The sequence below is a fragment of the Corynebacterium sp. CCUG 70398 genome, from assembly GCF_024454055.1.
Lineage (GTDB): Bacteria > Actinomycetota > Actinomycetes > Mycobacteriales > Mycobacteriaceae > Corynebacterium > Corynebacterium genitalium.
This window is the reverse complement of the sequence record NZ_JAGPYZ010000009.1, coordinates 1-25949: the sequence shown is the minus strand read 5'-3', so window position 1 is coordinate 25949 and position 25949 is coordinate 1. Positions and strand designations below refer to the sequence as shown.

At 62.4% G+C, this 25949-nt stretch carries 24 protein-coding genes, 1 rRNA gene and 1 riboswitch; of the genes, 14 read left to right on the top strand and 11 right to left on the bottom strand.

The window, feature by feature from the left end:
• Positions 1-142 precede the first annotated feature (142 nt).
• From serC to KBX07_RS09810, 3 genes are all read left to right on the top strand, one after another.
• A complete protein-coding gene (gene serC, locus KBX07_RS09820; protein ID WP_005291447.1) occupies positions 143-1270 on the top strand; it encodes a phosphoserine transaminase in 1128 nt (375 codons plus the stop codon).
• Positions 1271-1388: 118 nt separating this feature from the next.
• Positions 1389-2600 (top strand): septation protein SepH, encoded by a 1212-nt coding sequence (gene sepH / locus KBX07_RS09815; RefSeq protein ID WP_005291449.1) that lies wholly within the window; start codon positions 1389-1391, stop codon positions 2598-2600.
• Positions 2601-2610: 10 nt separating this feature from the next.
• Positions 2611-3465, top strand: a complete 855-nt coding sequence (locus KBX07_RS09810) for a hypothetical protein (RefSeq protein WP_005291451.1) — start codon at positions 2611-2613, stop codon at positions 3463-3465.
• Between the two features lie 8 nt (positions 3466-3473).
• Here the strand turns inward: KBX07_RS09810 and KBX07_RS09805 are convergent, their stop codons facing one another.
• The 3 genes from KBX07_RS09805 to KBX07_RS09795 form a co-directional block, all read right to left on the bottom strand.
• Entirely contained in the window at positions 3474-4295 is an 822-nt protein-coding gene (locus KBX07_RS09805; RefSeq protein ID WP_005291453.1) for an RNA methyltransferase, read from the bottom strand.
• Positions 4296-5708, bottom strand: a complete 1413-nt coding sequence (locus KBX07_RS09800; RefSeq protein ID WP_040424636.1) for an NCS2 family permease — start codon at positions 5706-5708, stop codon at positions 4296-4298.
• Positions 5709-5931: 223 nt separating this feature from the next.
• The gene (locus KBX07_RS09795; RefSeq protein ID WP_040423813.1) at positions 5932-6660 is read right to left on the bottom strand and encodes a DUF3027 domain-containing protein; all 729 of its coding nucleotides are present in this window, start codon (positions 6658-6660) and stop codon (positions 5932-5934) included.
• Positions 6661-6698: 38 nt separating this feature from the next.
• Here KBX07_RS09795 and KBX07_RS09790 point away from each other — a divergent pair, with 38 nt between their 5' ends.
• A complete protein-coding gene (locus KBX07_RS09790; protein ID WP_005291459.1) occupies positions 6699-7544 on the top strand; it encodes a glutaminyl-peptide cyclotransferase in 846 nt (281 codons plus the stop codon).
• Between the two features lie 17 nt (positions 7545-7561).
• Entirely contained in the window at positions 7562-8098 is a 537-nt protein-coding gene (locus KBX07_RS09785) for a DUF2771 domain-containing protein (RefSeq protein WP_005291461.1), read from the top strand.
• Between the two features lie 18 nt (positions 8099-8116).
• Here KBX07_RS09785 and KBX07_RS09780 read toward each other — a convergent pair whose 3' ends face one another.
• Positions 8117-8500, bottom strand: coding sequence for a cold-shock protein (locus KBX07_RS09780; protein ID WP_005291463.1), 384 nt, complete (start codon positions 8498-8500; stop codon positions 8117-8119).
• A 434-nt stretch (positions 8501-8934) separates the two neighbouring features.
• Positions 8935-9134: riboswitch (cyclic di-AMP (ydaO/yuaA leader) on the top strand.
• Positions 9135-9143: 9 nt separating this feature from the next.
• Here KBX07_RS09780 and KBX07_RS09775 point away from each other — a divergent pair.
• A complete protein-coding gene (locus KBX07_RS09775) occupies positions 9144-9797 on the top strand; it encodes a resuscitation-promoting factor Rpf1 domain-containing protein (protein WP_256023982.1) in 654 nt (217 codons plus the stop codon).
• An 86-nt stretch (positions 9798-9883) separates the two neighbouring features.
• Here KBX07_RS09775 and KBX07_RS09770 read toward each other — a convergent pair whose 3' ends face one another.
• Together KBX07_RS09770 and KBX07_RS09765 are read right to left on the bottom strand one after the other, a co-directional pair.
• The gene (locus KBX07_RS09770) at positions 9884-11296 is read right to left on the bottom strand and encodes a YeeE/YedE thiosulfate transporter family protein (RefSeq protein WP_256023981.1); all 1413 of its coding nucleotides are present in this window, start codon (positions 11294-11296) and stop codon (positions 9884-9886) included.
• 169 nt (positions 11297-11465) lie between these two features.
• A complete protein-coding gene (locus KBX07_RS09765; RefSeq protein ID WP_255995776.1) occupies positions 11466-11666 on the bottom strand; it encodes a hypothetical protein in 201 nt (66 codons plus the stop codon).
• A gap of 53 nt (positions 11667-11719) precedes the next feature.
• Between KBX07_RS09765 and KBX07_RS09760 the strand changes: the two genes are divergently transcribed.
• Positions 11720-13783, top strand: a complete 2064-nt coding sequence (locus KBX07_RS09760; RefSeq protein ID WP_256023979.1) for a helicase-associated domain-containing protein — start codon at positions 11720-11722, stop codon at positions 13781-13783.
• Here the strand turns inward: KBX07_RS09760 and KBX07_RS09755 are convergent.
• Positions 13780-16596 (bottom strand): FAD-binding and (Fe-S)-binding domain-containing protein, encoded by a 2817-nt coding sequence (locus KBX07_RS09755; RefSeq protein ID WP_256023977.1) that lies wholly within the window; start codon positions 16594-16596, stop codon positions 13780-13782. The genes KBX07_RS09760 and KBX07_RS09755 overlap by 4 nt on opposite strands.
• Before the next feature lie 86 nt (positions 16597-16682).
• Here KBX07_RS09755 and KBX07_RS09750 point away from each other — a divergent pair, with 86 nt between their 5' ends.
• The 4 genes from KBX07_RS09750 to KBX07_RS09735 are packed head-to-tail and all read left to right on the top strand — an operon-like array spanning position 16683 to position 19532.
• Positions 16683-16940 (top strand): helix-turn-helix transcriptional regulator, encoded by a 258-nt coding sequence (locus KBX07_RS09750; RefSeq protein WP_255995779.1) that lies wholly within the window; start codon positions 16683-16685, stop codon positions 16938-16940.
• Complete coding sequence (locus KBX07_RS09745; protein WP_255995780.1) at positions 16937-17455, top strand: hypothetical protein; 519 nt, start codon at positions 16937-16939, stop codon at positions 17453-17455. Before KBX07_RS09750 ends, KBX07_RS09745 begins: the two co-directional genes overlap by 4 nt.
• Entirely contained in the window at positions 17455-18333 is an 879-nt protein-coding gene (locus KBX07_RS09740; RefSeq protein ID WP_255995781.1) for an ABC transporter ATP-binding protein, read from the top strand. Before KBX07_RS09745 ends, KBX07_RS09740 begins: the two co-directional genes overlap by 1 nt.
• Positions 18333-19532, top strand: a complete 1200-nt coding sequence (locus KBX07_RS09735) for an ABC transporter permease (RefSeq protein ID WP_256023976.1) — start codon at positions 18333-18335, stop codon at positions 19530-19532. The genes KBX07_RS09740 and KBX07_RS09735 overlap by 1 nt, the downstream gene beginning before the upstream one ends.
• Before the next feature lie 28 nt (positions 19533-19560).
• On the opposite strand, the gene KBX07_RS09730 is transcribed toward KBX07_RS09735, so the two are convergent.
• Positions 19561-19845: a type II toxin-antitoxin system RelE/ParE family toxin gene (locus KBX07_RS09730; RefSeq protein WP_255995794.1), complete on the bottom strand. Its 285-nt coding sequence runs from the start codon at positions 19843-19845 to the stop codon at positions 19561-19563.
• Complete coding sequence (locus KBX07_RS09725; RefSeq protein ID WP_005291485.1) at positions 19829-20080, bottom strand: type II toxin-antitoxin system ParD family antitoxin; 252 nt, start codon at positions 20078-20080, stop codon at positions 19829-19831. The genes KBX07_RS09730 and KBX07_RS09725 overlap by 17 nt, the downstream gene beginning before the upstream one ends.
• A 101-nt stretch (positions 20081-20181) precedes the next feature.
• Here KBX07_RS09725 and KBX07_RS09720 point away from each other — a divergent pair, with 101 nt between their 5' ends.
• From KBX07_RS09720 to KBX07_RS09710, 3 genes are all read left to right on the top strand, one after another.
• A complete protein-coding gene (locus KBX07_RS09720) occupies positions 20182-21822 on the top strand; it encodes a DNA repair helicase XPB (protein ID WP_256023974.1) in 1641 nt (546 codons plus the stop codon).
• A gap of 35 nt (positions 21823-21857) precedes the next feature.
• Positions 21858-22502 carry a DUF3239 domain-containing protein gene (locus KBX07_RS09715; RefSeq protein ID WP_256023972.1) on the top strand — a complete coding sequence of 215 codons (645 nt, stop codon included), beginning with the start codon at positions 21858-21860 and terminating at the stop codon, positions 22500-22502.
• A gap of 406 nt (positions 22503-22908) precedes the next feature.
• Entirely contained in the window at positions 22909-24489 is a 1581-nt protein-coding gene (locus KBX07_RS09710) for a metallophosphoesterase (RefSeq protein ID WP_370687286.1), read from the top strand.
• Positions 24490-24578: 89 nt separating this feature from the next.
• On the opposite strand, the gene KBX07_RS09705 is transcribed toward KBX07_RS09710, so the two are convergent.
• Both KBX07_RS09705 and rrf read right to left on the bottom strand, forming a co-directional pair.
• A complete protein-coding gene (locus tag KBX07_RS09705) occupies positions 24579-25394 on the bottom strand; it encodes a sulfite exporter TauE/SafE family protein (RefSeq protein ID WP_255995788.1) in 816 nt (271 codons plus the stop codon).
• A gap of 199 nt (positions 25395-25593) precedes the next feature.
• Positions 25594-25711 (bottom strand): 5S ribosomal RNA (gene rrf, locus KBX07_RS09700).
• Positions 25712-25949: the final 238 nt, after the last annotated feature.

Here is a 25949-nt window from a genome sequence, read left to right as displayed (position 1 = left end):
GTGCACATCGGATCACACCGAAATTGACATGAGCTAACTCTATCAGCAGATGTGACCATGCAGACACCGTTTCGGTTCGATAGAGCGCACCACAGTATTGTTGTGAGTGCAGTTTCCAGTTTGAATCTTAAAAGGGGCACCCATGACCGATTACCCAACACTTCCCGCGGACCTTGTGCCGGAGGACGGCCGTTTCGGATGCGGCCCTTCGAAGGTGCGCCGAACTCAGCTCGATGCGATTGCGGACGGCGCCCACATCATTGGCACCTCCCACCGCCAGCCGGGCGTGAAGGACGTGGTTGGTGAGGTGCGCGAGGGACTGTCCCAGCTGTTTTCCCTGCCGGAGGGCTACGAGATCGTGCTGTCGCTCGGTGGCGCGACCGCCTTTTGGGATGCAGCTACTTTCGGTCTGATCGAGAACAAGTCCGCTCACCTGAGCTACGGCGAGTTCTCCTCGAAGTTCGCCAAGGCCTCCAAGCAGGCTCCGTGGCTGGAGGAGCCGGCGGTCATTGAGGCCGAGCCAGGCAGCGCTCCGGACCCGTCCGCGCTGGACGGCATCGACGCAGATGTTGTTGCGTGGGCGCACAATGAGACGTCGACAGGCGCCATGGTGCCCGTCACCCGCCCCAACACTGACGCGCTGGTGCTTATCGACGCCACGTCCGGCTCCGGCGGCCTCCCCGTCGACATGACCAACGCTGACGCCTACTACTTCTCCCCCCAGAAGTGCTTCGCGTCCGACGGTGGCCTGTGGTTCGCCGCAATGAGTCCCGCAGCACTTGAGCGCATCGCGAAGATCAAGGAGTCCGGCCGCTTCATCCCGGCCTTCCTGGACCTGCAGACAGCCGTGGACAATTCGCGGAAGAACCAGACGTACAACACCCCGGCTGTGGCCACGCTGTTGATGATGGCCGACCAGGTCAAGTGGATGAATGACAACGGCGGCTTGGACGGCATGGTGGAGCGCACCAAGGCCAACTCCCAGGCCCTGTACTCCTGGGCTGAGAATCACGCGCACGCCACACCGTTCGTCACCGAAACCGAGAAGCGCTCCTACGTCGTGGGCACGATCGACTTTGATGACTCTATCGATGCTGCCGAGCTGGCCAAGGCTCTGCGCGCCAACGGTGTCATCGACACGGAGCCATACCGCAAGCTGGGCCGCAACCAGCTGCGCATCGGCATGTTCCCGGCTGTGGACACCGCCGACGTGGAGAAGCTGACCAGCGCCATCGACTTCTTGCTCGAGCAGGGCGTCGGCGTCAAGTAGTCTCTTTGGGAGCGCCGTCGGGCGACTGTGCAACGCTCCGACGGCGCTTAGTACCACAATTTTCACTCGCGTGTCAGTTAAGCTGGTGTCTCGATTGACATCGGTGTAAGGAGACCTGATGCGCGAGCTTTTCGTTGTCGCTGAAGAATCGACTGAGACCCTGTGGGTGTTGAGCACCCACGAGGGGGAACGGTTCTGCATTCCGCGCGAGGAACTGGTCCCGCTAGCTATCCCCTCCCAACCAGTGACCGAAGGCTTCGACAGCGGTTTCGACGACGACAGCGAGAACTATGAGGTAGTCGAGGCAGAGCTTGTCGACGAACCCGCCGACTCCCCCGAACCCGAATTCACCCGCCCCACCTTCACGGTGTACTCCGCCGATTCCATCGTGGAGCCAGCGGATGCGCAGCCAGCGGATCCGGTCAAGCAGGCCGGATCTGTCGAACCTGCTCAACCGGCCGAGCCGGCGGAACCAGAAGAGTCACAACGCACCCCCGCCGAGCCTGATCCACTCTCTACTCCCCTGTCGCTACGGCCGAAAGATATTCAAGCGCGCATTCGGGCAGGCGCTACAACGGAGGAACTCGCTGAGGAAATGGGCGTGGCAGTCAGCCGCGTGGAACCCTACGCGCACCCGGTTTTGCTTGAGAGGGCCCAGGTCGCCGAGGCTGCCCGCCAGTCCCACCCGGTTCGTGAGGACGGCCCGGCGTCGGAGACTCTTTTCGAGGTGCTCGCGCTCACCTTCGCCTCCCGTGGCCACGCTTTGGCCGAAGCTCACTGGGATGCAGTCCGCGAAGCTGGCGAACCGTGGGTCGTGCGTGTGGCGTGGCAGGCTGGCCTCCAAGAGCACCAGGCCGAATGGTACTTCCGTCGCTCCATGGCCAGCGGCGCGACGACGGAACCGCGTGACGCAGTCGCCGCCGACCTGATCGACCCATCCTTTGCGCAGCCAGTCCGTTCCCTTTCCTCTGTGGGCCACCCGGTGTACAACGCCCCGGCCGACCTCACAGAGCCGACGGTGGATCCACGCGGCTACCGCGACCACAGAGACTACGACGACTACGCCCACCAGGCCGACCTCGGCCCCGAGACGGTCCCACAACCGCACGGCGAGTACAACGTCTACAACGAGTACGACGAGCACAACGCGCAGCCCCCAGGGGCTGACCACCCGAACAGCCGCACCCAGCCCAACCTTTTCAGTGAGGGCGAGGTCCTCCAGCAACCAGACCCGCGGGACAAGCCGCAGAAGCGCCGCCGCAAGGCTGTGACCCCGCACTGGGAAGATGTGTTGTTGGGCGTGCGGACAAACACGAAGCGCCCGAAGTAGGTCACGGCAGATGAGTTACCCTGCGGCGGTCACTATTTGGTATGTCAACGCGGCTGATCCGGCGGCTGTATTGAACTCGGAGCCGAAGGCAGACCGCGGTTTCGGCCGTAAGCTTCTGGCACAGCTCAACCCGGCGTGGCCGATCACCCCGATCGGCCAGTTCCCCTTGAACCGCTCGTCAAAGGCCTCGCGGGACGAGTTCTACATTGCGGGCTACCCCGGCGTGGCCGTCCTGCAAACATTCCTTCCACACTGTGCGAAGCTTTCGGAGATCCCGGCGCACCTACGCCGGGCAGTCCCCGCCGCTGACGTATTCGTCATCGCCGAAGGCGTAGGTGCAGACGGCGCAGGTTACGCCGGTTACGCTCACTTCAGCGGCGACACCCTCAAGCGCTCCCTGTGTGGAACGCGCCGGGAGCTCGTCGAAGACAGTGGAATCCCCGAGTGGTTCGAGGCTGACTTCTGGGCGGGCAAAACGACCGAGCAACTCGGAGGCATTACCTTGCCGTTCGAACCGGCCGACCTCGCGGCGACCGCGCAGCGCGAGTTGCTGGGCGTGGATATCTCCCCGAGTGGCCCGGATGTCAACGTTGTCGCCTATGCAGTCGACGGCCGCCCGGAGCCGAAAATTGAGCCCCGCTCCCCCGGGCCGAAGAACGTCAATCAGGTGGCCGCCAAGTTCGCCGAGCCCGCCAATGCCTACGACGACTATGAGGAGCCAGAGGAAGACGGCGGCACTGAGTTCGCAGAGTTCGCCGATGCCTCCGCAGCCGCCGCCCGCCGCGTGTCCCGCGGCCTGACCCGCCGGTTCCGCAACCTCAAGGAGACGCTGCAGGAGAAGCTGCGCCACTCCGACCGGGGTTAGCCAGCCAGCTACCGCAAGGACCGCTGCCGTTCGTAGAACGCAATCGCGGCGGACGTGGCCACGTTCAGTGAATCAGTGCCCGCCGCCATCGGAATGCGCGCACGGACATCGGTCGCGCGCATTGCGTGCTCCGTCAGCCCAGGTCCCTCGCCACCGACGAGGAGGGCGACTTTCTTATAGGGGTGGCCGGTGTCGTCGACAAGCGCTTCGGCGAGATGCACCGCGCGCGAGTCGGGGGTCAGCGACACCAAGCGGAAACCTTGCTCCCGCAGCTGGTCCAGCGAGCGCTGCCATGTCGTCGACGTGCCATCTAAATGCGCGAACGGCAGGCGCAGCACATGCCCCATCGACACGCGCACGCTGCGGCGATACAGCGGATCAGCCGTGCCTGCGCCGAGCAGCACACCGTCGACATCCATGCCCGCGGCGTTGCGGAAGATCGCGCCAATGTTCTCGTGGTCCCCGACGCCTTCCAGCACGATCAGCGTGCGCGCGTTCAGCATCTCGCTTATCGACGTCTCCTCCGCCCTGTCCGCCACCGCAATCAAACCCCGATGCATGTCGTACCCGGCGACCTCGGCGAGGAGTTCGCGGGTGACAACGTAAACGGGTGCGTCGATAGGCGCAAGACCCTGCTCCGCGCGATCGGCGAAGAACGTGTCGAGCTTTTTCTCAAAGCCCACAACGCAGCGCAGCGGAAAGCGGGAATCAATGACCCTGCCGGCCACAAGCGGCCCCTCACCGAACACGTAACGCTTGGAGTTATCGGTGTTTTTGAGGTCGCGGACGTCGTCTAGACGCGGGTCGGCAGGGTCGGTGATGCGTTCCATTTAAGCGAGCGCCGCCAAAATGGGATCAACCGTGAAGAAGACCACGAACAGGGCCGAGATCAGCCACATGATCCAGTGAATCTCGCGCGCCTTGCCGGCGAAGAGCGACATGAGGGTGAAGGCGATGAAGCCGACACCGATGCCGTTAGCAATGGAGTACGTGAACGGCATGACCACGATGGTCAGGAAGGACGGCAGCGCGATGTGGAACTTGTCCCAGTCGATTTCGGTGATCTGCATCATCATCAGCGCTCCGACAATGACCAGCACCGGAGCGGCGGCTTCAATGGGCACCATCTCGTAGAGCGGGGTGAAGAACATCGCGGCCAAAAACAGCAGGCCGGTGACGATGTTGGCCAGGCCGGTGCGTGCGCCGTCCGCGATGCCTGCCGACGAATCGACGTAGACCGTCGCCGACGATGCGGAGCCGAGACCACCCGCGATAGCACCGCAGCCCTCAACAACGAGGGCCTTCTTCATGTTCGGCAATTCACCGCGCTCGTCGTTGAGGCCTGCCTGCCGGCCGAGCGCCGTCATGGTGCCCATCGCGTCGAAGAAGTTCGCTAGCACCAGGGTGAACACCAGCAGCGTCGCGGTGATGCCGCCGACGCGGGCGAACGCGCCGATGAGGTCAATATTGCCCACGATGGACAGGTCCGGCACGCCGCCGAGGGACTCCGGCAGGGACGGAACAGCAAGGGACCAACCGGACGGGTCCTCTGCAGAGGAACCTGCACCGACAACCGCCTCGACGATCAGAGCGATGATGGTGTTGAGGACGATACCGATGAACAGGCCGCCCGGAATCTTGCGCGTCACCATGAAGCCGCAGATGAACAGGCCGAGGATGAACACGACCGTCGGCCACGTGGCGATCGAACCGCCGTTGCCCAGCTGCACCGGCACGGTGGTCATCGCAGCGTCCGGGATGCGGCGGACGAAGCCGGCGTCCACGAAACCGATCATGGCGATGAACAGGCCGATGCCCACGCCGATTGCCGCCTTCATCGATGCCGGGATCGCGCGGAAGACTGCAGTACGGAATCCGGATACGGCCAGGATCACGATGACGATACCGTCGATGACCACCAGGCCCATCGCTTCCGCCCAGGTCAGTCCCTCCGTACCGACCAAGGTCACCGCGACCAGCGTGTTCAGGCCGAGACCGGCCGCGATACCGAACGGGTAGTTCGCCACGACACCGAAGAGGATGCACATGACGCCGGCGACCAGGGCGGTCGCCGCCGCGACCTGCGGCACGCCAAGGATGGTGCCGTTGACGTCCTCACCGGTGCCGATGATCAGCGGGTTGAGCAGCACGATGTAGGCCATCGCGAAGAAGGTGACCACACCGCCACGAATCTCTGTGCCCACACTCGAGCCGCGCTCGGAGATGTGGAAGAACCGGTCCAGGCCGGACTGCGGTTCGCTGCGGGTGGTATTCGTGCCGGTAGTGTCGGCAGTCTCAGTGGCGGCTGCGTCAGCTGTGACCTTGGTCGATCCAGAGGTGGATCCAGCCGATGCGGGTTGATCGCTCACGGGCGCGTCCCCTTTTCATGACAAGCAAACGGAAAATGACGCGATAAGCGTCCCACTACACGGGCATTTTTCCAAAACGGGTGCGCCCTTTCGGCGGCTAGAAGACGGGGCTTTCGTCGTCGTAAAGCTCCCCGGCACCCTCGAGCTCGTGGGAGGCCACCTTGGTTTCGGAGTGGGCGCCGCACCCGTAGACGGCGGCGACAACGTGGCCGTCAGCGGAGTATTCGTTGGAGCAGATACCGAAGTTCTTGCCCAGGGGCTCGGCGGCCGGAATGTAAAAAGCGCAGGTCCGGCACTGTAGAGCGGCTTGGCTGGCGTGGGCCGAATTGGGGCCGTAGTCGCCGCGGCGCCACCTCTCCTTGGCGGCGCGCAGCCCGGCGGTGGTCAGATACTGGTTGGTTTCGCGGCCGGGGAAGGTGACGGCATCGGGGGCGAAGGAGTCGTCGGTGAGGCGCTCGTCGTCAGGCGCGGGCTCCATGAGGTCACCCGGGCGCAGGTCGCCGGGGCGGACGCGTTCGCTGTAGGGCACCCAGTCGGGAGCCTGCAAGGCATCGCCGGTGGGGGCGGGCACGAGGGCGACCTCGTTCACTGTCACATAGTCAGCACCATCAGCGCAGGCAACGACCGCATTCCATTCCCAGCCAGGGTAGCCCGGCACGGACGCTTCGAAGCGGTGCGTCGCCACGTTGCCGCTCATGCCGTGGACGCCGATGTGGTCACCGATGTCCCCCTGGTCGAGCTCTTCGAGAGCCCGCCGCGCAGTATCCACGGCGGAGGCGCTCAGCAGCGGTCCGGTTTGTTGACGTCGCGAGTTTCTTCGTGGCACATGTCCATTATTGCGCACCGTGTTGCAAGATAGACCGTATGGTCCACTCCCCGAATCGAGTCCGGCTCCCCCAGATCGCTATGTCTGCGGTGACAGCAGTGAGCATTATCGGTCTCACCGCGTGCGCCCCGTCGAGCTCGGAGGGCTCTAGCGAGCAGCAGGATTCGAGCCAGGTCGAGCAGCTGACAGTTGATGTCCTCGAACGCTACGACTTCGACGAGAGCAGTTTCACCCAAGGTCTAGAGGTCGCTCCTGACGGCACGCTCTACGTGGCTACCGGCCAGGAGGGCGAGTCGCGCATCTACCGCTCCACGATCGAGGGCGAGGAACTAGCAAGCCAGGATTTGGACCGGGAGTTCTTCGGTGAGGGCATTACGCAGGTTGACGATCATCTGTGGCAACTCACCTGGCAAAACGAGGTTGCCATCAAGCGCGATGCGGACACGCTCGATGAGATCGACCGGGTGAACTACGACGGCGATGGCTGGGGCATCTGCCACCGCGACGACGGCGGGGAGGTCATCTTCAGCGACGGCAGTGACCAGCTGCGCCGCATCGACCCTGACACCTTTGCCGAACGTGAACGCTTCACTGTCACTATGGACGAGCAGCCCATCGAGGGACTCAACGAGCTCGAGTGCGTCGGCGACGACATCTACGCCAATATCTTCATGACTACGGACATCGTGCGCATCAATGCGGACACGGGTGCTGTCGAAGCGCTTATCGACGCCTCTCCTCTGCAAAACAACGCCACCCCCGATCCCAATCACGTCCTCAACGGGATCGCCTACCTCCCCAACACGTCTGGCGCCGGCCAGGAGTTTCTCCTGTCCGGCAAACGCTGGCCCGACCTGTACCGCGTGAAGTTCGTCCCGCAGTAGACCGTAGAGTTAAAGGCATGGGCAGCACGAAATCTCGCACAACACGCACTGCACGTAACCAGCGGTCCGTCGTCATGCTGGCGGTCATTGCCGTGGTCATCGTCGCTATTGTGGCCGGGCTGTACTTTTACATGGATTGGCAGAACAACCGTCCCGGCACCCCACCACAGGAGATCGAAGTCACGGCCAGCGCCGGCGAATCCGGTGACGAGGTGTCGACGATGCCCTTCTCCATTTGTGAGTTCGGTCAGGAGTGCCCGGAGGGCGATGTCGCGCTGCTCCCCGTCGAGCCCGGCACCGAAAACGTCCGCGTCAGCGTGCCGAACGACGTGGCCCAACTGCAGTGGTCCCTGCTGAGCATTTACGACGACCCCGCCGCTAACACTGAGCGCACCTTCACCCCCGGTGAGGCAGACGAGGTCGATGTCCCCGTCGTCTCCGAGGATGCGAATCTCGTGGTGATCGAAATTTCCGCCCTCATGGTCGGCGCCGATGCGCAAGGTGAAGAAACCCCGGTCATGGTCACCTGGGCCTTCTCCACCGAAGCGTCATAAGCCTCATAGCGGGGCTGGCTAGGCGTCGAGCTCCTTGGCCACCGCGCGCAGGATCTCGGCGATCTGGCGGGCTTCCTTGCGCTCCGGGTAGCGGCCAGCGTCCAGGGCGGGTTGAACTTGGGTTTCCAGCATCGACATGACATCCGCAAGCATGCTGGCAAGTTCCTCGGGCTTGCGGCGGTTGACGGCGCGGCGGCGGGGAGCGTCGAGAAGCTTCACGCGCAGTGCTTGCGGCCCACGGCGACCGGCTGCGAAATCGAACTCAATGCGCTGACCGGGGTGCAGGTCCTCAACGCCGTCGGGCAGCACGTTCTTGCCCACGTAGACATCCTCGTCCCCCGGGTTGGAGACGAAGCCGAAGCCCTTCTCCGCGTCGAACCACTTCACTTTTCCTACTGGCATTAGTCATTCACCACCGTTAATCACTAGGGCTATCCATCTTAGTTACTGGCTTAGAACAACCCACCGGCAGGGCAAAACATTCCCTGCGCGACAAACCCACTTTCGTGCCGTCCACACGTCAAGTAACTGACACCTCATCAGCCACACGCGAACTGGGCCTTTGCGGAGCCGACTCCGACGGCACGAAAATGCGCGTTTGCTTATGCTTTACGACGAACCCGCCACCCCGGCCAACACGCCAACTCAGCTTGATGTTAGATAGGTCACATTTACTATGTTCCCGCAGGCAGCGCCGGCAAAACGTGCGCAAGTTGAGTCACATCAGTCACACTGACAACAACTTGCTTCCGGAACGTGACTGAATCGTTATAAACCGCTAGAGTTACGCTCATGCCCACAGACGGGCGTGCAATTCAAGCTACGAGCCACGTTCAATTTTGTCCGGCTCGATGCCCGATATAACTCAACAGGACAGAAGCGGGGGACCCACCCGCGCAGGAATATTTTCCGGCGCAACGCGGACCCTCATATTCGAGACCGCTAGGGGTGAAGCCGCGCACCGCGGCCAGGCGCTTGAACCCCCTCAGCCTGAACCCGACAGCTCACCCCGCAGACGTAGAACAAGAGAGGAAAACACACCCCTATGGGACGTCACCGCAAGCAGAACTCCAAGGCCGTGTCCGCTAAGGCACTGGCTGGCGCTACCGCAGCCATCGCCACCACCGCACTTGTCGCGCCGACCGCGTCCGCAGCTCCGGACTCCGACTGGGACCGCCTGGCTCAGTGCGAGGCTGGCGGCAACTGGCACATCAACACCGGTAACGGCTACTACGGCGGTCTGCAGTTCTCCGCTTCCACCTGGCGCGCATACGGCGGCGGCGAGTTCGCACCGAACGCACACCAGGCAACCCGCGAGCAGCAGATTGTTGTCGCGGAGCGCACCCTCGCAAGCCAGGGCTGGGGCGCATGGCCGGCATGCTCCCGCAAGCTGGGCCTGAACTCCGCCCCGACCCCGCGCACCGCACCGGCAGCGAAGCCGGCTCCGGCACCGAAGCCAGCCGCAGCTCCGCAGCCGAAGAAGAACAACGAGCTCGAGGTGGACAAGCTCTACAAGTCCCTCACCCGCGAGCTGAACAACCGCGGCCTGAATGTCCCGCCGCAGGTTGAGGCAACATACAAGGCCAACCGCAACGACTACAACGCGTTCTACCAGGCCAACAAGGACCTGATCGACGCTCTCCTGTCCGGCGACGCACAGGCTTTCATCGCTGCCGTCAACGCTAGGCTGCCGCGTTAAGGCCGCTAGCTAAACAGCAAGCACAAAGGGCTTGATTCCGACGAGATCGGAATCAAGCCCTTTTCGTTTCTGCGACGGCGCTTAGCCTAGGAAGCGCCATCCTTAACGACTGTGATCTGCCAGCCAGCATTCTGGTTCTGCACAAAGTCCTTCACGGAATGGCCGTTGTCGGCTGCCCACTGGGGAATGGATTCTGTAGCCTGCGTGCAATCGAAATCGATCACCAATGCCTCACCGCTGTCCAGCTCAGCGATCGCATCCTTCGCTTCGATGAGCGGGAATGGGCACACAGCGCCGAGAGTGTCCAGTTTGTAGCGACCGCCGCCAAGTGGGCGGGCCTTACGGGCCTGTTGCGGCTTCGTCTGCACTGCCAATGCGCCGTTAGCGACCGGGAAGCTGAAAGCCGGGGTGGCCTCTTGACTGTCGTGAACAGCATCGTGACTGGAACGGACAGACTCATCGGTGGTGTACAGGTCTCCAGCGTCCTCGGGGGACACTCCCGCCTTGCTGGGCTTTAGCCAGATCTTCGCACCGATATAGACACCAGCCGCAATGAAGATGAGTGCGACCCAGCCCTGGTAGCTAAACAGGGACGTTTGAACCATGCCGTTGCCCACGGTGCAGCCGCCGGCCAGAGAGGCACCGACACCCATGCCGATTCCCCCGACGATGGCGCGCACGCTCGTGACTGCGTCCGGAACCCGAACTCGGAATTCGCCGGAGGCCTTCGCCGCAATGAACGCTCCGACGAAAAGGCCGAGCACCAGCAGGGTGCCCCAGTTAACATACTCCGCTTCGCCAGTGACAAGGTAGGAGGTCACATGGGAAGTGGGGGTGGTGATCCCCAGGCCGTCATTACGCCCAGTCGCGGCTGACAGCGGCCACGCGACAACACCGAGTACGCCAATGATGGCTCCAGCAACGTACGGGTGCAACGCCTTGCGGTACCACGGTGCGTCGAGGGTCACCTTCGGGGCGGCGGCATCCTGCTCAAGGTAAAAGTGAGCGGCATACGCGGTGGCCAGCGCCAGTGGGATGGCAAACCACCAAGCGGACACACCGAACGTTTCTGGCAGAGTGGTCCAGCCGGTATCCCATTGCTTCATCCAGTCGTTGAATCCCGACAACGCGCCGTTCTTCATTGCGGCAGCGGACAGACCGTAGAACACCAACGCGAACCAGGAGCCAACGAGCCCCTCAGCCGAGCGGTACCACGTACCCGACGCACACCCGCCTGCAAGAACAATGGATAGGCCGAAGATGAGGCCGCCCACGATCACGGCGAGCGGGGCGAAGGTGCGGTACTCCGGCGCGATGACGCCCAAGGATGTCAGAGCCGCCAAGCCGACCGCATGCACAGCGATGACGATGAAAAGGGCGACTAGACCACGCCCCTTCTTCTGTAGGAACACGTCGCGCATCATGCCCGTCACGCAGAATCTACCCCTCTGCATAACAGCGCCGAGCGCAACTCCCACCGCTAATCCGGACACAAGCATGAAAACCTCCCGATAAAAGGGAACTAGTGCTGACCTGTGAAAGAATAGCCGTTCTGCACCAATCTGTCTAGAATTCTACCCATTCAACTAGACCAAGCGGTATAGTCACACGTGCGAAAAAGATCCGCACCATGCGTTTTTGCACGGTGCGGATCTACGTCGGCAGCGACTACTGCGCGATGTTGATGCGCGTCGTCGGGTGAACGTACCCGGTCTCCTCCCACGGGCGGGGCAGGATCAGGTCGTCGCCGTAGGGACTGGATGCGCCTGTGAGCTTGGAGGAAATCTCCGTCACCGGGTGACCGTTGCCCGGGGTGTGGGCGGGCCAAGCCGGGTTGATCTGGGTGATGTTGTCAACGTCTTTAGCCATGGACATCATTCTTTCACGCCGGAAGGGAAAACGCACGTAAAATCACCCCCGCAATGACTTCCTTCACCCGTTCGCTCACCGAACTCGACGACGGCGCGCTACGCCGGCTCATCTCCGCCCGCCCGGACGCGTTCTTCCCCGCGCCACCGCAGATCGCTTCGCTGGCAACTCGCCTTGCGCTTCCAGGGTCGATTGCACGAGCTTTACGACGCTTGACCGCCCCCGACCTGGCACTCCTGGAACGCCTCGCCGATGCCGGGGCAGAATTCGACCCGTACGATGCCACTGCTGAGGCGGGAGAAGGAGCACTCGATAATCTCCGCGCGCATGCGCTGGTCTTCGGTAAGGACGATGAGCTCCGCATTGCACCGGGGGTGTTGAGCGCAGTGCCCGCCGGCTGGCGCGTGACCGATCTTGTGCCGGACGACTTCGACGACCTGATGGCGGAAATCTCCGGACCAGAGCGCAAGGTGCTGGAAAGGCTCGCCACCAACGGCGGCGTGGGAACCACCAAGGCCGCCGCCCCAGACGCGGATCCGACGACGCCGATCGGCACTCTCATCGCCAAGGGCCTCCTCGTTCGCGTCGATTCAAGCACCGTCCGGCTCCCCCGACCTGTCCGCGATGTGCTGCGCGGCCACCCGCCACGGACCTTCCCCATGACGGAACCGTCTGCCCCGGGCATCGACCAGGACAGCGTCGACACCGCCGCCGCGACGCAGGGGCTCGACGCCGTGCGCCAATTGCGCCAGTTGATCACGCTACTACTCGCTGAGCCCGTCCCACTGAACAAAGACGGCTCCGTCGGCGTGCGCGTCCGAACGAACGTAGGCAAAGAACTCGGCTTCGACCCAGCGTTATTGATCACCATCGGTGAATCTGCCGGTCTGATCGGCCGCGGAAATGTGGACGACACCGATGTACTCGCTGCTACGAAGGACGCTCTGACGTGGCTGGACGCCACACTGCCCGACCAGTGGGCGATCCTGCTCACCGGATGGGCTGCTTCCCCGTGGCGGACGGACAAGGAAGAAAAGCTCCTCTCGCCGGAGATGCACTCCCCCGACGCCCGCGGCGCACGCCTGACCATCCTGCACCACCACGGCGATCCTCAGCGACTCTTCTACTTTGCTCCCCTGGCAGCCTCCCAGTTTCCGCCGTCATTCATCGACACCACCGTCGAAGAAGCCCGTTTCGTCGGCGCCTTGGATGCAACGCCTGCCGCATCGACACCGTTGAAAGCACTCTTAGAAAACGCGGACATCGCCGCCGCCCCCCGCGCGCTCGTACCGGCCCCGGTGGACATGCTTATCGCACAGGCGGACATGACGGTGCTCGCCCCCGGCCCGCTGGAACTGGAGATGGTTGCATTCCTGGAGAACATCGCGCAGCTCGAGTCGCCTGGCGTAGCCAGCGTCTGGCGCATCACCGACGCATCCGTCCGCCGCGGCCTGGACAGTGGGCTGACCGCCGACGAGATTCATTCCTGGCTGAACGACCATGTCATGGGCGAGGTCCCCCAGGGCATCACATTCCTCATCGACGACACCGCTCGGACCCACGGCTCCATCCGCGCGGGAGCCGCAATGAGCTATCTCCGCAGCGCGGACCCTGCACTGATCACGACGGCATCAGTGAAGCTCAGTGGAATCATCCGCCCGCTCGCGCCCACCGTCGCGGTCTCGCAGCTTCCGCTGCCGAAGCTCATGCACGCCCTGCGCAAGGCCGGTCTCCAGCCCACCGCGGAGGACGAAACCGGAGCACAGCTGAACATGGCGCCGGAGCCGGCGCTCGTTCCGGCCACCCCGTCGCGCCTACCGCGCCCGGCCACCGTCACCGACGAGCAGGCTGAGCAGATCATTGCGCGCCTGCGTTCCAAGGGCACCAGTGCAGTGCCCGCGCCAGCGCCCGCCGGCGACACCATCGAGGTGCTCCGCGCGGCGGCGCGCGGCAAGCGCAAGGTCACGCTCGGCTACGTGGACAAGAACGGCCGAGGGCAGACACTTACTGTCCTACCGCTGTCCGTGTCTGCCGGGCAGGTCGACGTGCACGTTGCCGCCACTGACAGGGTGGTGCGCATCGCGTTGCCGCGCATCACCAAGGTCGTGATGGCCTAGCGGCTCACCCGCTCGAGCACCTCCAGCACGTGCTCGTAGTCCTTGCCTGTGGCGGCAGTCAGGCCCAGCTCGCAGGTGCGGTTGGAGGACGCGTGGCATTGGGAGTCGAATCCGGCGACTTCCTCCGCCTCACGCTTCGTGGCAGCCTGGGTCAACTCCGGGTGGAGCATGCCGCGGTCGCCGGCGTAGCCGCAGCAGTTCCACTCCGGCGGCACGTTGACCGTCTCGGCGGCGGCAGCGGCGACCTGGGAGAGGTCGTCGATAAGCGAAAGGTGCGCCGCCGAACATGTTGGGTGCAGCGTGATCGAATCGATCTTGTCAGTGACGTCGAGCTTGTCCACCACCTTGTCGCCCACGAATGCGACGGCATCGATCACAGTGATGCCGATGGTCTCCGCCATGTCCTGGAAGCCGTGTGTGCAACTGGTGGCGTCGACGATGACAGGTAGGCGGCCGCCATCGGTGGCGGCGATGAGCTCATCGTTGACGCGGCTCTGCATGATGTCGTGTCCGGCGGCCATGCCTTTCGACGCCCACGGAGTGCCGCAGCACATGCCGTCGATGCCTTCCGGCACGACGAGCGACAGCCCGGCGCGCTCGACCAGTTTGGCGAATGCGGCGGAGGCACCGATGCCCTCGCCTTGCGGGCCGAACATGGAGTTCACGCAGGCGGGGACGAACACGCCTACGGGTTCGGCGTTCGGGTCCCCGATGTGCGTGCCGAACGCCTTGGCGCGGGATGCGCCCCCCTTTGTCAGCTCCGGACGGTACGACGGCACGGTGTCCTCACCCACGAGTGCGCGGGCAACGCCAGTGATCTTCTCCACGAGGGAAGACGGCAGGTAGTACGCGCCGGTAAGCGCGGTGGACGCGAGCTTATTACCCGGGCCCCATGCCTTCGCAGCGGCGGCCCAGCCGGCGGATTCGACGGCACCGGCCTGGCCGCGGCGTAGCGACTTAATGAATTTTCCGGTGTCGATGCCCACCGGGCAGGCGGTCACGCACATCGAGTCGACGGCGCAGGTATCGATGCCCTCGTACTGGTACTCGGCGTCAATGTGCTTGACCAGCTCAGTATCGCCTTCCTGAATCGCCTTGGCGCGGGCGCGGCGGACCACGATGCGCTGGCGCGGCGTCATGGTGAGATCGCGCGACGGGCAGACCGGCTCGCAGTAGCCGCACTCCACGCACGAGTCGATTTCGTCTTCGACCTGTGGGTTGAGCTTGAAGTTCTTCATGTGCTCGCGGTCATCATCGGTGATGATCACCCCCGGGTTCATCACCCCGCGCGGGTCGACGGCGCGCTTGAGCTCCACCATGACCTCGTAGAGTTCGTCGCCGTACTGGCGGCGCACGTACGGTGCCATAACGCGGCCGGTGCCGTGCTCAGCCTTGAGGTTTCCTCCCGCGCCGAGCACGAGATCCACCATCGCCTCGTTGAACCCGTCGTAGCGGCCCAAGTTCTCATCGCCCTCGAACCGGTCGGTGATGAGGAAGTGGATATTGCCGTCCTTGGCATGGCCAAAGATGACAGCGTCGTCGTAGGAGTATTCGTCAAACAGCCCCTGCAGCCCGCCGCAGGTGTCGGCCAGATCCTCGACCGGCACGGCAATGTCCTCCAGCAGCGCCGTCGTGCCGGACGGGCGCGCCTCCGCGACCTGGGCGTAGAGGCCCTTGCGGAAAGCCCACGCCTTCGCAGCTTGTTTCGGGTCGGTGGAGAATTCCGCAGGCGTGGCCAGATCCAGCTCGCCCAAGAGCTTCGTGCCGGCGCGCTCGTACTCGCGCAGCTGCTCTTCCTCGTTCGCGTGGTACTCGATGAGCAGCGCGGCGTGCTGGTCCAGCTCGAAGCCGGTGATCTGCTCCGGCACCGAGTCAAATCCGCGGCCGACCGCGATGGAGCGCGAATCCATCAGCTCGAGCGTCGCGGCCTTGGAATCGAACAGCGCGGGCAACGAGCGCGTCGCCGCATCGATCGTCGGGTACACCGCGATCGTGGTGGTTTTCAGCTTGGGCACCTCGACCGTGCGCAGCACCGCCTCAGCGATGAACGCCAGGGTGCCCTCCGAGGCGACCAGCAGGTGCGTGAAGATCTCCAGCGGAGACTCGTAGTCCAGGAACGCGTTGAGCGAGTAGCCCATCGTGTTCTTCAGCGCGAAGTGCTGCTCGATCTTCTTCACGGATTCAGCATTGCCGCGAACGCGACGCTTCAATTGCTCGAGCTTTTCCGCGAGCTCCGGTTCCTCCCGTGCAAACTGCGCCTCCGCATCCGCATGCGCGGTGTCGATGACGGTGCCGGACGGCAGCACGAACGTCAAGGATTCGAGCGTGTTGTAGGTGTTGTACTGCGTGCCGCACGCCATACCGGAGGAGTTATTGGAAATCACGCCGCCGAGCGTGGCCGCACCTTCGGAAGCAGGATCGGGACCGAGTTTCCGGCCGTAGGGCGCGAGGTGCGCGTTGACCTGCCGCACCGTCGAGCCGGGTTGGACGCGCACACGTTTACCGGCATCGAGGACCTCGACGCCGCGGAAGTGCTTGCGGACGTCGACAAGCATGCCCCCGCCCCCAGCCTGCCCGGACAGCGAGGTACCGCCCGCACGCAGCACGACTGGCGTGCCGGACGATGCCGATGCCCGGAAGGCCGCGGCGACATCGTTCGCGTTGCGCGCTTCCGCGACCACCTGCGGGGTGTACAGGAAGTGCGATGCATCGTGCGCGTACTTGATCCGATCGATCTGGCGGGTGGAAATCGTCTGATCGGAGCCTAATTCGCGGGCCAGATGCGCAGCAGGGGATGTGATTGTTGCAGTCATAGTTTCATGCTATCCCCATCGGGTTCACCAAACTTTTTTCCTCCAATTCGTTGACAGATTGTTGGGTTTATACAACACTTGATTGTGTGGCAGCACGAAAAGAACCGAAGAGTCCGATTTTCAATCGGGTTCGCGTACTGAGGACTGAGCGCGACATGTCGCGCAACCAACTCGCGGAACTCATCGACGTGAACCCGCAGACCATCGGCGCTTTGGAGCGCGGCGACCACTCCCCCAGCCTCGACCTCGCATTCCGAATCTGTGAGGTCTTTGAGCTCCCGGTCGAAGCGGTTTTTTCGCGCAATGAATTCGCCCCTATGTCGAAGGAGCTATACCAGCGATGACTTCCATATCAAGACAGAACCGAGCATCACTTCCCGGCTCGAAAAGAGTACGCAACCAGAAAGCGACGCGTGCTCTCATCGCGGTTTACTTCGCTGGCCTGATCGTTGCGGCGCTACTGTTCGGCATCTCACTGATCGCAGAACTGGATTCGTGGCCGTTCTCGCTGTCGTACATCGTTGCCATGCTCCTCTCCATGGCCGCGTGGACCTATATCCGCGGGGCTAACGACAGCAAGGACCGGTTACCAGATTCGCAGCTCGATGAATACGAGCGCGACATCTTCGCTACATGGCGTCAACGCGCGTTCAAGGCGTATTCCGCGCTCACTTTCGTGGGCGGGGCTGGGTTTCTCCTGTATGCGAACTTCATCGCTGACTCTGCTAATAGTGCCGCTTACGAAACGGCCGGCCTGTACATGGTGTTCACCTACCTGTTCGTGGCCACCCTGCCGATGATCGGTTTCGCTGCCACCATCAACCGCGATCACCCTGAAGACCAGCCAGTGGAGGAATAATGACCACGTTAGAGATAAAGGACTTGCACAAAAGCTATGGCGACGTCACCGCGCTCGACGGCATGACTTTCGGTGTCGGTGACGGCGAGATTTACGGTTTCGTCGGCTCCAACGGTGCCGGCAAGTCCACCACAATGCGCATCGCGCTCGGCGTGCTCGAGGCCGATTCCGGTGAAGTCCTCCTCGACGGCACCCCGCTTGACGACGCCACGCGGCGCCGCATTGGCTACATGCCCGAAGAGCGCGGCCTGTACGGCAAGGAGAAAGTCCTCGACCAGCTGGTCTTTTTGGCTCAGCTCCACGGTGTCGACCGAGCCGCCGCGAAAAAGCGCGGCGAGGACCTGCTAGGCGAGCTCGGCCTGGGCGAGCGTGTGAACGACAAGCTTGACGATCTCTCGCTGGGCAACCAGCAGCGCGTCCAGCTCGCCGCAAGCTTGATCCACGACCCGGACATCCTCATCCTCGACGAGCCGTTCTCCGGCCTCGACCCCGTCGCTGTGGACGTCATGAGCACCATGCTCACCGACCGCGCCCGCAATGGTGTCCCCGTCGTTTTCTCATCCCACCAGCTCGACCTCGTCCAGCGCCTGTGCGACCGCGTCGGCATCGTCACCCGCGGCCGCATGGTCGCCGAAGGCACAGTCGACGAGCTGCGCACCCACGGCCCGATCCGCTACAAGGTCGGCACCACGGCCCGCGGATGGTTCCCGGAGGGCACGACGCTTATCGACGACGCCGCGAACCACGTCATCCTCGAGACCTCTTCCACCGGCGACGACCAGCGCATCCTGCACGCTGCCCTTGCCGCCGGCGATGTCCATGAATTCACCCGTGTCGTCCCCGACCTGACCGACCTGTTCAAGGAGGTTGTGAAGTAATGACCACGAGCACCTATTCCCCGCTCCACACCGTCCTCACCACCGCTAAGCGCGAGATCCAGATTCTGTTCAGCAAGAAATCCGTGATCATCACCCTGGTCATCATGCTCGTGGCCATTCTCGCAGCCGTCGGTTTCGCGTCCTGGCAGAAGGATAAGGACCCAGAGGACAAAGCCACGCCGGTGGCGGTAGTCAACGTCGATAAGCAGACGCTCGAGGGGTCCGGCCTTGAGGCCCGCGATGTTGCCGACCGCGCGGAAGCCGAGAACCTCGTGCGTGACGGTGATGTCGATGCCGCGCTCGTCGCTGAAAACGACACTTGGCAGGTCATCTCCGACGGTCTTCCCGACACTTCCGTGATGACCACCGTGGATGCCCTCGCCGAGTCCTATTCACAAGCCGCCGCGCTGGAACAGCTGGGCATTTCACCCACCGACTTCCAGTCCGCCTCCCCAGAGATCAACGTCGAAGCAGTAAACATTGCCAATATCGACGAAGGCAAAGACGATGCTGCTTCCGAACAGGACTTCGCACGCCTGCTCACCGCATTCATCTTGCTCATGCTCATCGTGTTCATGGTGATCACCTTCGCCGCGCAGGTGGGCAGCCGCGTGACGGAGGAGAAGTCCTCCCGCGTCGTCGAGCTCGTCCTCGCTGCCGTCCGTCCGCTGGACTTCCTGGCCGGGAAGATCCTGGGCAACCTCGTCTTCGGCTTCATCTCCACCGCGATCTTGCTCGGCGGTGGTTTCGCCGCGCTGCAGTTCACAGGTCTGCTGGAAGATATCAGCATCGAATGGTCCATCCTGCCCATCATGCTCGTCTCCTACCTGCTGGCCATGCTCTTCTTCGCCGGCCTCTACGCCGCTGCCGGCGCGATGGTCCAGCGCACTGAAGACCTCCAGTCCACACAGATGCCCGTCCTGCTGCTGATCATTGTCAGCGCCTACATTCCGGCATTCGGCTGGATGGCCACAGACGCCACCTGGATGCAGGTGGCCAGCTGGATCCCGCCGGTATCCATCTTCGCCGCACCACTGTCGTACGCGGCCGGCGACTTCACCGCACTTCAGCTCACGGGCTCCCTCGCCCTGGCTGCCGTAGCGACCGTGGTCGTCGTCTGGATCGCCGCGCGCATTTACCGCCGCACCATCCTCAACAACGGCCAAACCACCAAGTGGTCGGAGGCACTGCGGGGCTAGCTTCCTATCTGGATCTGTTCCGTGCGCCTTAGAGGTGCCGGGACGGGTCCATTTTTTGATGGAGCACGCGAATCACAATCACGCCTCGATCATCGAGACGATAGATGATCATGTGACTGCCTGCGGCCCGTTGACGGTACCCAGAAATCCCCGGCACTAGCTTCCCCGAAGTCGGTTGATCGGCAATCCAGGCAAATTGCCTTTCCAAGGTTCGCAAATAGCGCTCCGCCTGTGCTGGCCCCCATTGAGTTTCGGAATAGGACCAGATTCCCCGCAGGTCCTCAACGGCTTCTTCCTTAAGCCGGTATGTCATTGCCACGCTTCATTTTTTCTATGAACTTATTGAAATCAAAGTCCTCTGCGAGACCAGACTCCTCCCCCTTCTGGATCTCACGACGCAGGACCTCTAGCCGCTGCTCGTAGTCCTCAATCATGCGGAGGCCAGCGCGGATCACTTCACTGGACGTTGCATAGCGTCCACTTGCCACCATCTGAGCGATGAATTCCTCATAGTGCGGCCCAAGGGTTACGGACGTGTTCTTAGCCATGCACCAATAGTACCAATTTTAGGTATCCGCTCCGTGTCTACCGCCGGGGACCCCTAACCCTGCCAGCACTACGCTAGTACCAGGCAGGCATAATGTCCCGTATGCCTTTAGGTGACGGCCCGCTCATCGTTCAGTCCGACAAGACTGTCCTCCTCGACGTCGCGCATCCGGAAGCTGCGCAGGCGCGTGCGGCGATTGCGCCGTACGCGGAGCTGGAGCGCGCACCGGAGCACGTGCACACTTACCGCATTACGCCGTTGGCGCTGTGGAACGCCCGCGCCGCTGGGTTCGACGCAGAACAGGCCGTGGACGTCCTCGAGCGCTTCTCTCGCTTCCCGGTTCCGCAGGCATTGCTTATCGACGTCGCCGAGACCATGGCCCGTTACGGCCGCATCCGCTTGATCAAGCATCCGGCCCACGGCCTCATCCTCGAAGCCGATGAGGAAACGATCCTCACCGAGATCCAGCGCAATAAGAAGATCAAACCCATGCTGGGCGCTCCGATCGACGCTACGACGGCTCCCGTTCACCCCTCCGAACGCGGCCGGATCAAGCAGGAGTTGACCAAGCTCGGCTGGCCTGTGGACGACCGCGCCGGCTACGTCGACGGCGAATCCCACCCAATCGAGCTCAACCACGACGGCTGGGAGCTGCGCGACTACCAGCAGTACGCCACGGAATCGTTCTGGGAGGGCGGCTCCGGCGTCGTGGTCCTACCGTGCGGAGCGGGCAAAACGATCGTCGGTGCCGCTTCTATGGCGCAGGCGCAGACAACCACGTTAATCCTAGTCACCAACACGGTCGCTGGACGGCAGTGGCGCGATGAACTGTTGCGCCGCACCACGCTCACGCCAGAGGAGATCGGCGAGTATTCCGGCGAGCGCAAGGAGATCCGCCCTGTCACCATTGCCACATACCAGGTGGTCACACGCAAAACACAGGGCGAGTACAAGGCTTTGGAGCTGTTCGACTCTCGCGACTGGGGCCTGATCATCTACGACGAGGTCCACCTCCTCCCCGCCCCTGTCTTCCGCATGGCGGCGGATCTCCAGTCGCGCCGCAGGCTCGGCCTGACCGCCACGCTCGTGCGTGAGGACGGCCGCGAGGACGACGTGTTCTCCCTCATCGGCCCGAAGCGGTACGACGCCCCGTGGAAAGAGCTCGAGATGGCCGGCTACATTGCCACCGCCGAATGCGTCGAGGTCCGCACGGCACTCAGCTCCGAGGAAAAGATGGTGTACGCCACCGCCGAGACCCGCGAAAGGTACCGGGTGGCGGCGTGTAGTGAGGGGAAGCTGGGTGTCGTCGATAAGCTTCTTGCGCAACACGATGGCGAGCAGATCCTCATTATTGGGGCGTTCATCGAACAGCTCGAAGAGATCGCCGCACGCACAGGCGCACCGCTTATCGACGGCAAAACATCGACCACCCAACGCGAATCCTTCTTCGACGCGTTCCGGAGTGGCGAGCTGCGCACGCTGGTGGTCTCGAAGGTGGCGAACTTCTCCATCGATTTGCCGGAAGCAGCCGTGGGCATTCAAGTCTCCGGCACCTTCGGATCGCGCCAAGAAGAGGCGCAGCGGCTGGGGCGGCTGCTCCGGCCGAAAGAAGACGGCAAAGAGGCGCTGTTCTACACCATCGTCGCGCGCGACACTCTCGATGCCGAGTACGCCGCGCGCCGCCAGCGATTCCTCGCGGAACAGGGCTACGCCTACCGGCTTGTCGACGCCGCCGACCTCTGACCAGCACACATCGCGCGACCGTTTATCCTTGAAGAATGCACTTCCACTTCGACGTCGACGAGGCCTTTGCCAAGCAGCACAACGAAATGCTCCGGGACACCCGCAAGGCAGTCATCTCCGGTGTTTCACTGTTTGTCATCTGTCTTATCGCGGGCCTGCTCGTCTGGTTCTTGGTGGATCCGGCTTCGCCGTGGCGGTGGGTGGGCGGGGTGGGCTTGGTGCTGTTCGGGGTGATGATGCTCATTGTGGCCTTTCTGGTTCCCCGTTCTGTCGGCTCGGCCCAGGACCTGTATGACCGCTATCCGCTCGTACCGGCGGTCATAGTGGAGGTCAACCCCCGCGATAGTGTCATTATGGCGCTCGTGAATGTCAACGTCGACGAGAACCGGCCGCCGACGTACGCGGCTGCGCTGCGGACCGTGACTTCGATCCCCGGGATGGATACCCCCAAAAAGGGCATGAAACTGCCGGCCGTGGCTGTCGGCGGGCGGCGCACTTCCCGCGATACGGAGCACTTTCAAGAGGTCACGCCGATGCCGATCGCGTGGGCGACACCGGATGCGGAGGTCGTGGATAAGGCGCGCGAAGCAATCCCACAAGAACAGTGGCAGAAGCTGGAAAAGGCGCGGAAACGTTACGACGAGGCCAAGGAAACCCCATATAACCTGCTTACTCTCTGACTTCCCCGCGATAGCGCTACCCCGTCTTTCAGGAAAGCTCTAAAGTCCTGCAAGATTGTTCATTTTGAATTTAGGCTCGGGAAACCTCGGGTTAGGGCGGCATGCCCACAGTGGATAGTGACCACTCTGACAACAACATGCCGAAGGTTTTCACGTGTTCACCAAATCCAAGTAATTCAAAACCATTGCGATCGTTTCCGGTTCCGCACTGTTCATCACCGCGTGCACCGCGGAGAATGAGAACGGCGAGAACGTAGCTGAAGAAACCGCTACCGCCACCGAAACCGATGTCGAGGAAGTTGACCCGGTCTACGGTGAAAAGAACGGTCTTGACCTGATTGAACTCCAGGACGACAAGCCCGAGGTTGCAGACGTCGAGGTTGATAATGAGCCTGACCGTATTGCCATGAACCTCATGGAGGACACCTCCACTGAGATGGGCTTCAACTGGTACACCAAGGATGACCTCGATGACTCCATGCTGCTCGTCTCCGAGCAGGAGGACATGTCCGACGCCAAGGAGTTCCCCGCTGAGACCACCGAGGTGACCAACCGTTACGCCGAGCGCGATAAGGACGGCTACTACATCTACTCCGCCGTGACCTTCGACGACGAGGGCGACATGCTCGTTGACGATGAAGGTAACCCCGAGGAGGTCGAGGGCTACTTCACCGACGAGCAGATCGACCGCGAAAACACGAAGTGGACTGCTGACGGTTCGAAGCTTGCGCACCTTTCGCTTGTCGACGTCAAGGAGCACTCCAACAAGGCGACCGCCACCGGCCTTGAGCCCAACAAGACCTACTACTTCCAGGTCGGTTCCGAGTCTGAGGGGTACTCCGAGACCGGTACGTTCACCACCTCGAACCCGGATGAGGAGAGCTTCCAATTCATCCACTACACCGACACTCAGAACGCCTACTGGAACGAGCATGTGAACAACGAGGCGGCGTACGGCGCCAACACCTTGGAGAAGGCCATGGAGGTCGCTCCGGACGCCAACTTCGCGCTCCACACCGGTGACTTCGTTGAGACCGCGGCCGTCGAGGATGAGTGGGTCGATAACCTCAACGCTTCCCACGACGCCAACATTAAGCTGCCGCACGCCTACACGCCGGGTAACCACGATGAGTACAACCTGCGTTGGGAAGAGGGCGTTCACGAGACCGCCTTCAACGAGCACACCAACGTGCCCGTCAGCAATGACAAGATCGATGGCGGCTCCTACTACTCCTTCGACTACTCCGGCGCACACTTCGTGGTGATGAACACCAACGACAACAAGGAGTCTGACGACAACCCGGACGAGGGTGCAGTCGGCCGCGAGCAGATGGAGTGGGCGAAGGAGGACATCCGTAAGGCCCGCGAGAACGGTGCGAACTGGATCATCCTGGCCTACCACAAGCCGGTCTACTCCGCGTCCTACCACTCCCTGCAGGACGAGGACGTCCAGGTCACCCGTGAGGAGTTCGTCCAGATGGCTGACGAGCTTGACGTCGACCTGGTTCTCCAGGGCCACGACCACAACCTGACCCGCACGAAGTCCCTGACGTATAGCCCGGACAACTTCTCCTACGGCGAAGTCGAGGACACCGAAAAGCGTGAGATCGACGGCGTTGAGCACCACGTCAACCCGGACGGTGTCACCTACGTCATCCCGAACACCTCGGGCACCAAGACCTACGACGCGATCTACCAGAAGGGCGCTGACCACGTTCACAAGGTCCGCGAGAAGCTCGACTGGATGACCGAGGAGGACGTCGACACCTGGAACGATCTCTTCGATGTCGCTGAGCAGCCGGAGAAGACTCCGAAGTTCGACCACAAGCACGACAACTACCGCCAGTCGACGATCCAGAGCTTCGCCGTCTACACCGTCACCGAGAAGGAATTCAAGATCGACTTCTACCAGGTCGAGGGTGACCTGCACAACGGTGAGGACCGCGAGGTCAAGCTGTACAACTCCTACGGCATCACTAAGGAGTAAATGCTCGCAGGTGGCTGATCACCCAGCCGCGTGAGACAAGAAAAGCCGGGCATAAGCCCGGCTTTTCGCATTGCTATCTGCTCACGCTTCTAGATGAACTGGCGAATGAGCGCAATGACCGCGACAACAACGATGACACCCTTGAGGAAGCGGTTGGAGACCCGCTTAGCAATGCGGGCGCCGACCAGTCCGCCAATGACACCGCCGGCCGCGAGGATGAGAACACCGAGCCATAGAACCTCAGCTCCAAAGAAGAGGTAGGCGATGAGGTACACCAGTGCCGCGACGGTGTTGACGATCATGGACAGGAAATTCTTCACCGGGTTGACGTCCTTGAACGACCTACCAGTGCCCACGCCCATGACAGCCAAGTAGATGATGCCCTGAGCCGCGGTGAAGAACCCGCCGTAGACGGATGCTAGACCCATCGCTCCGACGAGGCCAGGCTTCTTGTACGCCTCCCCCACAGGCTCGTCGCTTTCCGCCTGCACCTCGGCATTACGGGTCTCCGAATCCTTGCCCACACGCGCAAGCGTGTCGACGATCCGCTGCTGGAACACCACCAACAGCAATGCCACAACGATGAGGATCGGAATAACGAAGTCGAGCGCACGGGTCGGTGTGAACAATAACAGCAACGAGCCCGACGCCGCACCAATAATGGTCATGATGATCAGTGGACGCAGCCACGGCATCTCACGCTTCGTCTCGTGGCGGAAGCCCCACGCTGAACCAAAAGACGCGAACATTAGGCCGATCGTGTTGGTGCGTACCGCCACACCGGGTGGCACGCCCATGGCGAGAAGCACCGGGAGCGTGAGCAGCGAACCCGAACCCACAGCGGAGTTGATAATGCCCGCCATGATGCCCATGAAGAACAGCAGAATCGAGGGTAGAACGTCCACGGAAACCTCCCAGCAGGCAAACTATCAAGCCCTTGCATCGTACGTCACCAGGGAAGATGCGGCGAAATTGAGCGGCGTGATTGCGTTGGGAGGGGTTCATCCCGTATGCGGCGTTATGGCGTCTTTGGGCGTGCGAAAAGCACCCTGGGCACGGTGGGTGTCCAGGGTGCTTGTGTATTGAGTTGTTTTTGTTGTTGTTGGTCGGCGGTAACTTACTCTCCCACACCCTCCCGGGTGCAGTACCATCAGCGCGGGTGGGCTTAGCTTCCGGGTTCGGAATGGGACCGGGCGTTTCCCCACCGCTATCAACCACCGACACACCCAATAGGGCTGTGTCATGGTGACCACCACACTTGTGTGTGTGGTGTGGTCGGTTGTTTAGTTATCTGTATCTGTGGCATGTGTGTGGTGTGTCAGATACTGCATAGTGGACGCGAACAGTGTGCAATTGTTTGTGTTGTTTGTTTGTGCACGGTGTTTTTGTTTTGTTGTTGGTGTATTAGTACCAGTCACCTTCGCACATTACGGTGCTTCCAGATCTGGCCTATCAACCCC